This window comes from Stenotrophomonas sp. As-7 (genome assembly GCF_030291015.1).
In the GTDB taxonomy this organism is placed as follows: domain Bacteria; phylum Pseudomonadota; class Gammaproteobacteria; order Xanthomonadales; family Xanthomonadaceae; genus Stenotrophomonas; species Stenotrophomonas lactitubi.
In genome coordinates this window covers 1,361,104-1,374,798 of the sequence record NZ_CP127405.1, presented here as the reverse complement: position 1 = coordinate 1,374,798, position 13,695 = coordinate 1,361,104, and the positions used below count along the sequence as shown (strand labels likewise).

Below are 13,695 nucleotides of genomic sequence, written 5' to 3'. Positions count from 1 at the left end.
AGATCCTTGAGAACTACATGCGTTCGCCGGGCAGCTCGCTGGCCTGCCGCACCCAGTCGAGGAACCGCGCCTCGTCCAGCACGCCGTCCTCAAGGATGTGCAGGTAGCGCGTGTCGGCGCTCCTGGACGGTTCCGGCGGAACAGGCTGCAACCGCGCACCGCGGAAGAAGGCGACCTTGATGTAGCGGGCGAAGCAATGAAAGCTGAGGAACCAGCCCTCGCCGGCAGCGACGCCGTACATCGGCGAGTTCCATTTCACCGCCTTGTGCACGCCGGGCACGGCCTGCTCGATCAGTGCATCCAGACGTGCACCGACGGCCTGTTTCCAGTCCGGCATGGCGGCGATGTAGGCCTGCACGGGCGCATCGCCCTCACCCTTGGCGATCTGCGGATTACCGCCGGACAGCAGCTTCGGCGCAGCACTGTTGGCGGTTCGCTTGGCGGACATCGCAGGGGCCATGGGGGTTGAAGGCCCGAGCGTACGCCGCCGCCCGGCAGCGGTCACGGCGCACTGCGCCATGGCCTCAGAGGCTGCGGCGGAACTGCTGCCAGGTGGGCAGTTTGCGGGTCCCGCGCAGGAACCACATCAGGGTGGCCATCACCAGGCCGAACATTGCGCCTGCCAGCACGCCAGCAAGCACCAGCAACGCCATTGCCGGGGCCCTGCCCTGCCACAGCAGCAGCCACATCAGCACCGTCCAGAACACGCCGAACAGCAGCCCCTGCAGCAGCGTATTGGTCAGGAACCCAGCCAGTATCGGTGGTGGCAGCGCGATACCCAGCCGCCACAGCATGCGGTGCAGCAGAGGGGCCGCTTCCCGCCGCGGAACGCCGGAACCGTCCAGGAAGCGCAATGCCACCTGGATGTCGGCCGGGTATCGATGGTCGGTCTCATCCATCCCTTGAAATTAACGAGGCGACAACACAAACGCAAACGGCCGCCCGAAGGCGGCCGTCGCGGCAACAACCGAAGTTGTTTATCAGCCCTTGGTTGCCAGACGGGCAACCTTGGCGGCAGCAGCAGCAGCCAGATCTTCCTTGATGCGGGCAGCCTTGCCTTCCAGGCCACGCAGGTAGTACAGCTTGCCGGCGCGGACCTTACCACGACGCTTCACTTCGACCGAGTCGATGATGGCGCTGTGGGTCTGGAACACGCGCTCGACGCCGTAGCCGTGCGAGATCTTGCGCACGGTGAACGAGGAGTTCAGGCCGCCGTTCTTGGTCGCGATGACAACGCCTTCATAGGCCTGCACGCGCTCGCGGGCACCTTCCTTCACCTTCACGTTGACGACAACGGTGTCGCCCTGGCTGAACTGCGGCAGTTCACGGGTGATCTGGGCGGATTCGAATTCCGCGACGATGGACTTGTTCAGCTTGCTCATGGGTTACACCGATTCATTGTTCGGGTGGGCGTGTCATTCGACAGCGTGGGCTCATGCAGTCACCGGACTGTGCTGCACGTTTGTTTTGGGTATTGCACGCCAGCCTGGGCCGGCGGTAATTGGCCATGATAGCCGATAAAGCGGGGCTGGCGCTAGGGCCTGCCCTTTTCTGCCGGGGCCTGGCGGGCCAGGGCCAGCAACTTGCGGTCGGCCTTGCCCAGCGCCTGTTCATCCAGCAGGTCCGGGCGCCGCTGCGCGGTACGGATCAACGACTGCTGCCGGCGCCAGGCGGCGATGGCGGCATGGTTGCCCGAGCGCAGCACGTCCGGCACGTCACCCAGCGGATGCTGGGCCGGCTGGCTGTAATGCGGGCAGTCGAGCAGGCCGAGGTCGCCCTCGAAACTGTCCTGCGCGGCCGATTCGGCGTCATTCAAGGCGCCTTCCTGCAGCCGGGCCACGGCATCGATGATGACCGCAGCCCCCAGCTCGCCACCGGACAGCACATAGTCGCCGAGGGAAATCTCCTCATCGACATTGGCGGCCAGGAAACGCTCGTCGATGCCTTCATAGCGGCCGCAGAGCAGGACCATGCGCGGCAATGCCGCCAGTTCCCGCACCTTGGCCTGGGTCAGTGGTGCGCCCTGCGGGCTGAGATGGATCACCCGCGCAGGCGTCGGATCGGCGTCGCGGATCGCCTGCAGGCAGGCCTGCAGCGGTTCGATCAGCATCACCATGCCCGGGCCACCGCCGAACGGACGATCGTCCACCCGGCGGTAGTTGCCCTCGGAGTAGTCACGGGGATTCCAGCCATGCAGGCTGAACAACCCCTTTTCCTGCGCACGGCCGACCACGCCCAGCCCAGCGGACTGGGCGAGGAAATCGGGGAACAGGGTGATGACGTCGAAACGCATGCTTACACTCAGAACTCGGGGTCCCAGTCGACCACGACCAGATTGGCCTCGAAGTCGACGGATTTGACGAACTCCGGCACGACGAACGGAATCATCCGCTCGCGATCGCCGCGTACGACCACCACATCGTTGGCGCCGGTACTGAACAGGTGCGAGACCTGGCCGAGGGCAACGCCTTCGACGGTCTTCACATCCAGGCCTTCCAGATCGACCCAGTAATACTCGTCGGCATTCGGCGGCGGCAGCGCACTGCGGGCCACGAAGACCTCGGTGCCATGCATCGCCTCGACCGTGTCGCGATCCTCGATGCCCGGGAAACGGGCCACCAGGTGCTTGCCGGTATCCCGGCCACGGGCGCCTTCAAGCGTCGATTCCTGCCCGTTGGGGCTGCGCAGGATCCACGGTTGGTAACGGAAAATAGCGGAACGCGGCTCGGTCCAGGACTCGAGCTTTATTTCGCCGCGCACACCAAAAGCGCCGACAATCCTGCCAAGCAGGATGCGGCGCTCGTTATCTTTCATCTGCGTTCAATCAGATGGGCCGCACCAGGGCGCGGCCCGTCAGGATCAGGCCGCAGCGGCCTGGGACTTGCTCGCTTCCTTGATCAGGTTGCGAACTTTCTCGGTCGGCTGGGCGCCGTTCTTGACCCAATGGTCAACGCGGGCCAGGTCCAGCTCGATGCGCTTCTCGCCACCCTGTGCAACCGGGTTGTAGAAGCCAACGCGCTCGATGTTGCGGCCGTCGCGGGCGCTGCGGACGTCGGTGACGATGATGTGGTAGAACGGACGCTTCTTGGCGCCGCCGCGGGTCAGTCGAATCTTGACCATGGTGGTTTTTTCCTATTGCCCAGTCGCCAGGATGGCGCGGTAAGCGGGCGATTATAGCGGCAGAGTTCGGCCGAGCCAACCCTGCGGAAAAACGGACCTGCCCGGTAGCGCCGGGCCATGCCCGGCGGCTTTCATTCAGCAAAGTGATGGATTCAGCGACTGATCCCGCGTCCAACCAATGCCAAAGGCGTCACGCGACGCCCAACGCCGGCAGGGCGACACGATCCATATCGAACACGTCGACCTCGTGACGTTGCAGCAGATCATCAAACGCGTCCGCGCCAATCTGCTCGATCAGACGCCGCTCAGATTCATGGATGGCGATGCACTGGAGCCAGTTGATCGCGAGAGGTGGCAGCGGCAGCCCCGCAAACCTTCCCTCACGCCAGAAGAAGGGAGGCACCAGACAAATATGCGGCATCGTCGACGACGGGAAGTAGTCCAGCAGGATGTCTGGAATCACGCTGCCCGGTAGCACCGCCGCACGATCACGCATGATCGCAAATGCAGTGGAGGCAACGACGTTGTCCCAGTGCAGTCTCTCCTCAGGTACACATGCGCAAAGCTCGACGCGCGTTTCCAGTTCACGACCATTTGAATGGCGTAGAGCGAAATCAGATAGTCCGATGGACGAAATCGACTTCAGGCCCGCTTCCGGAGCGTTGAGTGTCGTCAGGATGTCGACCGAACGCTGGCGACGGTCATCGTGAAAGGCCTGGACCTTGGGCCGTGCGTCGCCGCCCATGATCTTCATCGCGTGCATCGCTACCGCGCGATGCTGCTCGGTGACTGTGCCCATATCTGATTGGAACTCCTGAACTGTGCTGTGCTGCGAAAGCATCCGCCGGGCATGGCCCGGCGCTACCCACCCTGGGTATTCACGCTAGCGCCGAGGCACGCCCGGCGAGCATCCGCCACGCACCTCGTTCAGGAAAGCGGCTGCCAAGGCACCCGCGCCAGCACCGCCCTGCCCTGTTCGGCCAGGGCCTGCGAACCCGGCAGTGCGTAACCGTCGATGGCGGCCAGCGCCCACAGCCCGCTGGCGTTGCAGGCGAAGGCGGCCTGCATGCCGGCCAGCTCACCCAGTTGCAACGGGCGGATCTGCTGTGCACCCGCCCAGCCCGCCTGCAGCAGCGCTTCAGCGGTTCCCCGCAGCGCAGGCGCCTGCGGCCAGACCAGGTGTTCGCCGTCATGCATGGCCAGGTTCCAGGTCGTGCCCTCGCTGATCTGCCCATCGGCAGCCACCAGCAGCGCATCGTCGAAACCCGCTGCCAGCGCGGCACGGCGCTGGGCGAACAGGCCGAACGTACCAACGTGCTTGATCTGCGGCAGCTCACGCTGCCAGGTCACGCTGCGTACGCGCTTGGGTGCGGTCAGCGTGACCGGCACGGACACGGCAACCAGTACATCCACCGGCACGCTGGCCAACGGATCGCGGAAATCGAAACGGCGCGAGAACACGGTGACCCGCATCGATGCATCGATCTGACCGGCCTGCTGCAGCGCCTGCGCCATCCACGCCTGCACCTGCGCGATATCGAGCGCGCTGCCGAACAGCTCCTGCGTTGCCTGGGCCAGCCGCTGCAGATGCAGGTCGAGCCCCTGCACCGCGCGGCCGCGCACCTGCAGCGAGGTGAAGTGGCCATAGTTGGTCAGCGCCGGCAGCAGGTCTTCAGCCCGCGCCGTGGCGCCGTTGCAGGTCACCGTCATCGCAGCAATGCCTGCGCCTGTTGCCACATGCCACCCAGCACGTCGGCGGCCGGCGCGGCCGGTGCCATCCACGCCGACTGCCCGGCCCAGGCCTGCATCGCGGCAAGCCGGTTTTCCTGCGTGGCCTGCTTGCGCATCGGTCCGGTCAGGCCACGCTGCACCGGATACGGGCGCGGCGCGGGTGCGCCCTCGGCGGCGGCTGCACGCACGTAGGCGGTCGCCAGGCCACGGCCCAGGCGCCCACTGAACGCACGGGTCGGCCAGGTGTCTTCGGGTTCGCTGCGGGCCAACGCATCGGCCCATGCCGGGGCCACCGCTGCTTCTGGTGTGCGCAGGAAGGCCGTGCCGATCTGCACCGCGCTGGCCCCGAGCATCAAGGCAGCAGCAATGCCGCGACCGTCGCCGATGCCGCCCGCAGCGATCACCGGAATCTTCAGGTTGTCCGCCAGCCGCGGCAGCAGTGCGAACAGGCCGACCAGCTGCTGTTCTGCACGTATCGGATCGAAGGCGCCGCGATGGCCACCTGCTTCGGCGCCTTGGGCGACCACCGCGTCAGCCCCCGCATCCTGTGCAGCGCGCGCTTCGGCGAGGGTCGTAGCGCAGGCGATCCAGGCGATGCCCACATCCTTCAACTGCTGCACATGACGCGGCGACAGCACACCCATGATGGTCGAGGCCACCGCCGGCCGTGCCGCCAGCAGCGCACTGAACTGCTCCTCGAAATCGGCAGGCGTGGCATCCGCGGCGCTGGCCGCAACCTCCGGCCCCCACTGGCCCAGGAATGCACGCGTGGCGGCCTCGGCGGCCACATCGCGCACCGGCGCGGGATCGGGCAACCACAGGTTCACCTGCGCCGGCCCGCTGGACGCGGCACGGAAGTCCTGCATCCATCGACCGATATCCGCCGCAGGCGACAACACGGCGCCCATCGCGCCCATGCTGCCGGCGTTGGCCAGCGTGGCCGAGAGCGGAACCGGACAGGCGCCGGCCATCGGTGCCAGCAGGATTGGCAGCTGCAATGAAAAACGCCGACAGAAATCGTCGGCGCGTTCGAGAATCGGCGAAAGGCTCACGCGACGCACCTGTGGGAGGAGTCGCTGCCAGCATACGCCAGACATTGTTGCCGGGAGCGTCGCATCGGGCGATCCGCTCCCGCGTTGCTCAGCGTGCAGACACCGCGTAGGTGCGGACCAGCTGGCTGTCCATTTCTTCGTTGAACTTGAACGTCACATAGCGCGCGTCATCAGCGGCGAACTCTTCCTCGGCGCTGGCGCGGCCGATCTCGGTGCCCTCGGCATCCAGTGCGCGCGCCACCAGCTTGCCCTTGAAGGCCTTGTCGGCCACCACGTAGACCGCTGCGTCCTTGGAGCCCATGCCGCGGCTCTTGCCCAGGGTGACGGTGAGCCCGCGCGCAGCCAGGCCCGGATCGGCCTGCAGCGTCACGTTCATCTTCTTGTCCACGCCCTCGCCCAGCCCGGCGACGAAATCGGCAGCGGTGCCGCTGATGGCACTGCCGGCCTTCTGCGACACAGAGGTGTCGTCCTTGCAGGCAACCAGGGCCAGGGCCAGCGCCATCACCACGATCGACTTGTTCATGCACATTCCTTTGATTGATTCCGCAGGTTGTTCAAGCGTTCGATACAGCAAGCGCTCAGCGGAACGGCATGCCACGGCCGCCCATGGCGCCCATCATGCCCTTCATGCTGCGCATCATGCCCTTCATGCCGCCGCCGGCCATCTTGCTCATCATCTTTTCCATCTGCATGTACTGCTTCATGAGCTTGTTGACGTCGGCCGGGGTCACGCCCGAACCCTTGGCGATGCGGGCGCGACGCGAGCCGTTGAGCAGGTTCGGGTTGCGCCGTTCCTTCTTGGTCATCGAGCCGATGATGGCGATCATGCGCGGCACTTCCTTGCCCTGGCTGACCTGCTGCTTGAGGTGCTCGGGAATCTGGCCCAGGCCCGGCAGCTTGTCCATCAGACCGCCGATGCCGCCCATGTTCTGCATCTGCTCGAGCTGGTCGCGCATGTCATTCAGATCGAACTTCTTGCCCTTGGCGACCTTCTCGGCCAGCTTCTGCGCCTTGTCCTTGTCGACCTGCTGCTCGACCTGCTCGACCAGCGACAGCACGTCGCCCATGTCGAGGATGCGGCTGGCGATACGGTCCGGGTGGAACACGTCCAGGCCTTCCGGCTTTTCGCTGACACCGACGAACTTGATCGGCTTGCCGGTGATGTAGCGCACGCTCAGCGCGGCGCCGCCACGTGCGTCACCATCGGTCTTGGTCAGCACCACGCCGGTCAGCGGCAGTGCATCGCCGAAGGCCTTGGCGGTATTGGCCGCGTCCTGACCGGTCATGGCGTCGACCACGAACAACGTTTCAGCCGGGTTGACCGCAGCGTGCAGGGCCTTGATCTCGGCCATCATCGCTTCGTCGATGGCGAGGCGACCGGCGGTATCGACCAGCAGCACGTCGACGAACGACTTGCGCGCGTCATCGATGGCGGCGCGGACGATGGCCTCCGGCTTCTGCTCGGCGCTGGACGGGAAGAACAGCACGCCCACCTGCTCGGCCAGCGTCTTCAGCTGCTCGATCGCCGCCGGACGGTAGACGTCGGCCGAGACCACCATCACCTTCTTCTTGCGCTTTTCCTTCAGGTGCTTGGCCAGCTTGCCGACCGTGGTGGTCTTGCCGGCGCCCTGCAGGCCCGCCATCAGGATGATGGCCGGAGCGGGAACGTTGAGGTTCAGGTCGCTGGCTTCGGCGCCCATCACCGCGGTCAGCTCGTCGCGCACGACCTTGATCAGGGCCTGGCCCGGGGTCAGCGACTTCAGCACTTCCTGGCCGACCGCACGCACCTTGATGCGCTCGATCAGGGCCTGCACCACCGGCAGCGCGACGTCGGCTTCGAGCAGCGCGATGCGGACCTCGCGGGTCGCCTCGCGGATGTTCTCTTCGGTCAGGCGGCCACGGCCGCGCAGGCGCTCGATGGTGCCGGAAAGGCGCTGGGTCAGGGACTCGAACATGCGGCGCAACCTGTCTGAAAGCGGGGGACAATAAGGCCCACAGTATAACGGGTCCACCGCGCTCCCCGGACTGCGACGCCAGGCCCGTCGCCAGCACCCCGGGGGTATGCGAAACTTCAACGATGACAATCGTTCTCATCGCCGTCCTGCTCTACCTGGCCGCCAGCGCCCTGCTGGTGCGCGCCCTCGGTCGCAACGACGGGGTGACCGCGCCTGTGTGGCTGTGGCCTGCGCTGCCGGCGATGCTGCTGCATGGCGGCTACCACGTGCTGGTCGCGATGCGCACCACCGGCGGACCGGACATGCACTTCTTCGCCGCGCTGTCGCTGGTCGGCCTGGGCATGGCCTGGCTGACCTCGCTGGTGGGCGCGCGCGGGCGCATGTCCACCCTGGGCGTGGTGGTGTTCCCGCTGGCCGCGCTGCTGCTGGTGGTCTACCACGGCTACGGCCACGAACCGAGCAAGCTGCTGGGCTGGCGCCTGGCCAGCCACGCCTGGTTGGCGCTGCTGGCCTACGCCACGTTGAGCATCGCTGCGCTGCTGGCGATCATGCTGTGGCTGCAGGAGCGTGCGCTGCGGCGCCGCGAATTCCGTCCGTGGCTGCGTGCGCTGCCGCCGATGGCCGACCTTGAATCGCTGCTGTTCCGGGTGATCACCGTCGGCTTCGCGCTGCTGACCCTGACCCTGGTCACCGGCGTGCTGTTCGTCGACGACCTGCTGGCGCAGAAGCTGGTGCACAAGACGGTACTCAGCGTGCTGTCGTGGATCGTGTTCGGCGTACTGCTGATCGGCCGCCGCCGCTATGGCTGGCGCGGCACGAAGGCGGTGCACTGGACGCTGACGGCGATGCTGTTGCTGCTGCTGGCGTTCTTCGGCAGCCAGTTCGTGATCGAGCTGGTGTTCGGGCATTCGCGATAGAGGCGTACCGGCCGCCGGCCGGCAATCGGAGCCAGTAGGTCCACGCCATGCGTGGATGCCCCATGGGCTCAAGGAAGCGGCTGGGCCAGGATCCTGCGCACCGAGCGGCCGCTGTTGGTGAGGATGTCATCGACCAGCCAGCAGCCCTCGCCCTTGCGCACCATCGGCAACCGCGTCACGTAGGCCTTGTTCCAAACCGAGTAGCGCATCTCGACCTGGCCCGCCGTGGCTGACGCCTGCTTCCAGCTGTAGCGCACGGGGCCGTCGATATCCCCGTCCTGCGCGTCCAGCCACGGATCGGAATCGATCGTGCAGATGCCCTCTTCGCGCACCTGGCAGGCACGCTCGCCGCGCAGCGACTTGGCAAACGCCGCGCTGACCAGTGCCTGCGGTGGCTCAAGCAGGTCGCCCTTGCCGGTGGTCGCTTCGAAGAAGGCCCGTGCTACGTCGGCCGGTTGCTGGCAGGCAGGCGCAGCCTGCACGGCGGGGGCCAACAGCAGACTGACGATCACCAACATCCCTGTCTTTCGCATGTATTTCTCCTTGAGGTAGTGCCGGCCGCTGGCCGGCAACACAGGATCCCATGGGGTTGCCGGCCAGCGGCCGGCACTACCGGCAACACGTATGGGTAGCGCCGGGCCATGCCCGGCGAGCCCGTAGCGCGGCAGAGATTACAACCCGTACCGCTCGATCGCATCCAGGTGCGGCTGGCGATCCTGGTCGCAGGCCTCTGCCAGGCGCAGCCAGCAGTGTGGGTGCGCCCAATCCGCCGTCGCCTGCTGCAGGAAGCGATGCAGCGCCAGCGGCGCGTGATCCTGCGGCTGGGCGACAGTGAAAAGCAGACCCGGCAGCGTGCCGTCTTCCGCGTCCGGATCGGTCACGGTGTAGTCCGCACGGCTGTGCGACCACACCTGCCAGCCCTGTGCCTCGGCGGCGTCCACGAAGGCGTTCCATGCATCTTCACCGGGGTGCGCGCCGTCGACCAGCCAGCTGCGTGCGAAACCACCCCGCTCCAGCACATGCACCTGCGCATAGGTCGGAATGAAGTGCTCGCGCTCCGCTTCGTCTTCTGGTGCCGGGTGCACCAGGCCGGCGTCGAACACCACCCAGTCACCCACCTGCTGCGCACGGTTGGCCGGTGCGTTCTCGACGATGCGCGCGGTCACCGGGCCGCTGCGGCGGGCGTAGTACTCCATCGGCTCGCCGCCTTCTTCACTGCGGATGATCACCCAGCCCCACGGCTCTTCGACCACACCCTGCTGGCTGGACAGTTCCATGCCGATCGCTGCTGCCGAGCGGCGCACCGCATCCCAGTCCTGCGCCGCGCTGGCCGCACTCATGTGGTCCCAGTGCGCGGCGTTGGGCTCTTCCAGCAGTTCCACCAGCTGCGCATAGCAGGCCTGCGCCTCGCTGAAGCGGCCGGTCTCCATGTACATCCGGGCAAGCGTCCCGCGTGCACCGTTCGAGCCCGGTGACAACGCCAGCAACGCCTGCGCGGCCTGCTCCAGCGCCGGCCAGTCGGACGCACGCCGTGCACGCTGTACCTCGCACCAGTGCGCGAACACCGGCACGCTGTCGCGGTAGGTCGCGGCCAGCCTGCGCAGGCCGTCATCATCGCCCTGCTCGGCCAGCCAACGCATCAGCGTGTAGGCCGCTGCGCCATCTTCCTGCGCGTGGCCGCGCACGAAGTCCCACAGCAGTGCCTGCGCTTCGGTCCTGGCGCCACAGGCGTGCAGCGCCGAGGCGGCCACCTCGGCCAGCGCGCCGTCGTCCGGCCGCTCGGCGTGGGCCTGCAGCAGCCACTGCGCTTCGCGCTCGGGATCACGTGACTGGTTCTGTTCGCCCTGCGCCTGCAGCCACGCAAGCAGTTCATCGGCAGGCACCGGCAGCGGTGCCGTCTCCGGCAGCGCCTCGATCCGTGCCGCCAAGCCAGCCACCAGCGCGGCAGCGCCGCGGTCCTGCCGCAGTTGCCCCAGATGGGTGCGGGCCAGGCCCAGCTGGCGCTGCGCCACCCAGCGCGCACCGCGCTGCAGGGCCAGTTCCAGGCTCAGTGCAGCGATCTCGATCACCAGGCGATGCGCGCCAACAGTGGCGAAGTGCTCGATGATGGTGTTGAAGCGCGTGCCGAGATCCCAGGTGTTGCGTTCGCCATCACGACTGCACAGCGTCGAAGCCGTATTGGCCCACAGCCGCCAGTGGTTCGGCGTCAGCTCGCTCCAGGGCACCAGCTGCTGCAGCGCCTCTTCATCACGCCCCAGCTGGGCCAGCGCCCAGGCCTTGGACAGCCGACGCGGCACCGTGCAGTTGGCCGGCTCGTATTCGCCTGCAGCGGCCACTTCGGCTTCGCGCTGCTCGATCAGTGCCAGCGCCTCCGCCGCACGGCCGCTGGCCAGCAGGATCTTGATCTGCATTTCCGGGAAGCTGTCGAACACTTCCTTGCCGCGCGCCTGGATCGCCGCCGCCTGCACCTGCAGGTAATCCAGCGCGTCCTGGCCACGGCCGTCGTCCAGCAGCGCGTCGGCCTTCTCGCAGCTCAGGCACTGGAAGCAGGCCCAGCTCGGGTCGATGCGGCCGAGCGTCTCGTCGCAGACCTCGATGCGCTCGGGCACCCAGCCCGGACCATCGATGTTGCCGTAGCAGGCGGCAAGGTCCTGGGTGACGCAGATCGATTGCGGGCAGTCCAGGGTATCGGCACGGTGTGCGCGCTCGAACAGCGCCACCGACTCGCCCAGCGCACTTTCACCTTCCACGCGGTTGCCGACGCGGTTGCGCAGCGCCCAATGGCCGACATAGACGTCGACCCAAGGGTTGTCCAGCGCCTTGCCCAACGCGCGTGCTTCGGGCAGCAGTGCATCGACGCGGTCGACCTGCAGTTCACTGACTTCATCGGCAAGGCGGGTCAGCAGGTGGGCGTTCTGTGCCTGCCCGGCCTGGCGCAGGTCTTCCTGCAGTTTTTCGACCCAGTTCCAGATATCCATGGGGGTAATGCTCCTGTCTAGCGAAGGCTGGATGAGAGGGGGCGGTGCTCAGCGCAGCATCTGCTGCAGGGCACCGGCAATATCGGTAAATGCACTATTGAGATCGGGGCCCGGCGTCGCCGCAGTGCGCTGCAACGGCCGGCCCTGCGCGGACACGATGATCTTCAGCGAGCGCAGCAGGCGCGCGGCAGACGCGGCCTGCGGGTGGCCATCGCGCTGGGCCTGCAGCAAGGCCTGCACCGCCGGATTGTCCAGGTTGAGGTAGAGCCGCGACGGTGCACGCGCCTCGATGCGCGCGGTGAACTGGCGCGCCAGCCGCAATGCGGCCATCGATACGCGCTTGTCGTTCTCGTCGTCTTCCAGGCGCTGTTTCAGTTCGGCTTCGCGGTCGGGCACCACCACCACCGGCAACGCCTCGGGACTGAACCGCGCCGGCAGCAGCTGTTCGCCGTCGCCCAGGTGTTCGCGCAGCCAGGCCAACTGCGTATCGTCAAGGCTGTCGTCGGTGCGGAACAGTGCGCGATTGCCCTGCTCGGTACCGAGTTCGACCAGGCGCAGGCCCTTGGCCTGGGCCCAGCGGCGCAGGAAAGGCACCACGGCATAGCGATGGCCATGCGCGACCGGCACGCCCATCGCACGGAACAGCATTTCCTCGAAGCCGCCACCGTTGTCGAGGATCACATGCACCGCGCCGCGCGCCGGCAACGCGCTGGCCGGCAGGTCACCCTGCGAGGTCGGCACGCGCACGTGTTCCAGCAGCAGGTCGAACAGGCGCTCATCGCACAGCGCCGCGCCCAGCAGGGCTTCGTTGTGGCGGCTGAGCACGCGTCGCCAGGCTTCGGGCTGCTGCCGCGCAACGTCGGCCAGGCCATCGATCAGCGCTTCCAGCAGGGCGTGCTGCACGGCGCGATAGTGGTCATCGCGCTGCAGGTCCTCGCGGCTGGCGGTCGGGGTCAGCTTCGACGATTCGATCACCCCGCCGATGAAGCCGGCCCACGGCGGCAGCAGGTCGCGCGCGTCGTCGTCCAGCAGCATGCCGCGCACGAACACCGACAGATTGCGGTTGTCGCTGGTGCCGTAGGTGGCACCGTCCTGCACCCAGAGCATGCCGATGGCGTCACTGCTGCCATCGGACTGCAGCGGCATCGTCACGATGGGCTCGAAATCGTGTTCGAAGCGGGCCGCGAACTGCTGCGCCTGGCGGCGTGCCTGCACCGGATGCAGCGCGACGTCCCCCTGCCCGCGCCACGGCGGCGGTTCGGGATTGATCGCGGCGGTCGCCGCACCGATGAAGATCGGCTCGGACAGCAGCGCGCAGTAGCGGCCCAGCACCTCGTGCAGGCGCGCTTCGTTGGCCAGCGGCAGGAAGTCCGGATGCAGCTCCAGCTCGACCTCGGTGCCGATCGCGCGTGCCGGCACTTCGCTGACGGTGTACTGCTCGGCATTGCTGGACACGTACAGGTGGCCCAGCTCGGGTGACTGGTAGGAGGTGGTACGCACGCTGACACGGCGCGCCAGCACGAAGGCCGACAGGAAGCCCAGGCCGAACATGCCGATCAGGCCTTCATTGTCCTCGCCGTCCTGGCGCAGGCCGCGGGTGTAACCGACCCCGACCGTGGCCAGGTAATCGTGGATTTCCTGCCGGGTCAGGCCGGCACCGGTGTCGGTGATACGCAGCACGCCGGCGGCGACATCGACCTGCACGTCGATGCGCGACACACTCTGGATGCCGGGCTGCTCGATACGGCGACGGATGATCGAATCGTGCGCGTTCTGCACCAGCTCACGCAGCGCCACCATCGGGGTGGAATACAGGTGCTTGCCCAGCACCGTCATCAGTCCATTGAGATCGACCCCGGCGCGGCGGATTTCGGCGGCGGGGGGGCTGAACATCGGGTCCTGCATGTAATCGATTACTCCTTGCCACGGAAAGGCGCCAGGG

At 67.0% G+C, this 13,695-nt stretch carries 15 protein-coding genes; 1 reads left to right on the top strand and 14 read right to left on the bottom strand.

Annotated features, from left to right (window positions below):
* Nucleotides 1-13: 13 nt before the first annotated feature.
* From QP457_RS06420 to ffh, 11 genes are all read right to left on the bottom strand, one after another.
* Nucleotides 14-448 carry a DUF1801 domain-containing protein gene (locus QP457_RS06420; protein ID WP_205404903.1) on the bottom strand — a complete coding sequence of 145 codons (435 nt, stop codon included), beginning with the start codon at nt 446-448 and terminating at the stop codon, nt 14-16.
* Between the two features lie 76 nt (nt 449-524).
* The gene (locus tag QP457_RS06415; protein WP_205404904.1) at nt 525-899 is read right to left on the bottom strand and encodes a DUF6404 family protein; all 375 of its coding nucleotides are present in this window, start codon (nt 897-899) and stop codon (nt 525-527) included.
* Nucleotides 900-980: 81 nt separating this feature from the next.
* Complete coding sequence (gene rplS, locus QP457_RS06410) at nt 981-1,382, bottom strand: 50S ribosomal protein L19 (RefSeq protein WP_099821063.1); 402 nt, start codon at nt 1,380-1,382, stop codon at nt 981-983.
* 152 nt (nt 1,383-1,534) lie between these two features.
* A complete protein-coding gene (trmD, locus tag QP457_RS06405) occupies nt 1,535-2,293 on the bottom strand; it encodes a tRNA (guanosine(37)-N1)-methyltransferase TrmD (RefSeq protein WP_205404905.1) in 759 nt (252 codons plus the stop codon).
* A gap of 8 nt (nt 2,294-2,301) precedes the next feature.
* Complete coding sequence (gene rimM / locus QP457_RS06400; RefSeq protein WP_025873820.1) at nt 2,302-2,814, bottom strand: ribosome maturation factor RimM; 513 nt, start codon at nt 2,812-2,814, stop codon at nt 2,302-2,304.
* Nucleotides 2,815-2,859: 45 nt separating this feature from the next.
* Nucleotides 2,860-3,120 (bottom strand): 30S ribosomal protein S16, encoded by a 261-nt coding sequence (rpsP, locus tag QP457_RS06395; RefSeq protein WP_025873821.1) that lies wholly within the window; start codon nt 3,118-3,120, stop codon nt 2,860-2,862.
* A gap of 190 nt (nt 3,121-3,310) precedes the next feature.
* Nucleotides 3,311-3,919, bottom strand: coding sequence for a suppressor of fused domain protein (locus QP457_RS06390; protein ID WP_205404906.1), 609 nt, complete (start codon nt 3,917-3,919; stop codon nt 3,311-3,313).
* Nucleotides 3,920-4,047: 128 nt separating this feature from the next.
* Nucleotides 4,048-4,830, bottom strand: a complete 783-nt coding sequence (locus QP457_RS06385) for an aminotransferase class IV family protein (protein WP_205404907.1) — start codon at nt 4,828-4,830, stop codon at nt 4,048-4,050.
* Nucleotides 4,827-5,903 carry a nitronate monooxygenase gene (locus QP457_RS06380; protein ID WP_205404908.1) on the bottom strand — a complete coding sequence of 359 codons (1,077 nt, stop codon included), beginning with the start codon at nt 5,901-5,903 and terminating at the stop codon, nt 4,827-4,829. The genes QP457_RS06385 and QP457_RS06380 overlap by 4 nt, the downstream gene beginning before the upstream one ends.
* A gap of 88 nt (nt 5,904-5,991) precedes the next feature.
* The gene (locus QP457_RS06375) at nt 5,992-6,426 is read right to left on the bottom strand and encodes a hypothetical protein (protein ID WP_180164015.1); all 435 of its coding nucleotides are present in this window, start codon (nt 6,424-6,426) and stop codon (nt 5,992-5,994) included.
* A 55-nt stretch (nt 6,427-6,481) separates the two neighbouring features.
* Complete coding sequence (gene ffh, locus QP457_RS06370; protein ID WP_099821058.1) at nt 6,482-7,858, bottom strand: signal recognition particle protein; 1,377 nt, start codon at nt 7,856-7,858, stop codon at nt 6,482-6,484.
* A gap of 122 nt (nt 7,859-7,980) precedes the next feature.
* Between ffh and ccsA the strand changes: the two genes are divergently transcribed.
* Nucleotides 7,981-8,775 (top strand): cytochrome c biogenesis protein CcsA, encoded by a 795-nt coding sequence (gene ccsA, locus QP457_RS06365; RefSeq protein ID WP_180164013.1) that lies wholly within the window; start codon nt 7,981-7,983, stop codon nt 8,773-8,775.
* A 68-nt stretch (nt 8,776-8,843) separates the two neighbouring features.
* On the opposite strand, the gene QP457_RS06360 is transcribed toward ccsA, so the two are convergent.
* From QP457_RS06360 to QP457_RS06350, 3 genes are all read right to left on the bottom strand, one after another.
* The gene (locus QP457_RS06360; protein WP_205404909.1) at nt 8,844-9,308 is read right to left on the bottom strand and encodes a hypothetical protein; all 465 of its coding nucleotides are present in this window, start codon (nt 9,306-9,308) and stop codon (nt 8,844-8,846) included.
* Nucleotides 9,309-9,446: 138 nt separating this feature from the next.
* Nucleotides 9,447-11,753, bottom strand: a complete 2,307-nt coding sequence (locus tag QP457_RS06355; protein WP_205404910.1) for a tetratricopeptide repeat protein — start codon at nt 11,751-11,753, stop codon at nt 9,447-9,449.
* Nucleotides 11,754-11,801: 48 nt separating this feature from the next.
* Entirely contained in the window at nt 11,802-13,658 is a 1,857-nt protein-coding gene (locus QP457_RS06350; protein WP_205404911.1) for an ATP-binding protein, read from the bottom strand.
* Between the last annotated feature and the right edge of the window lie 37 nt (nt 13,659-13,695).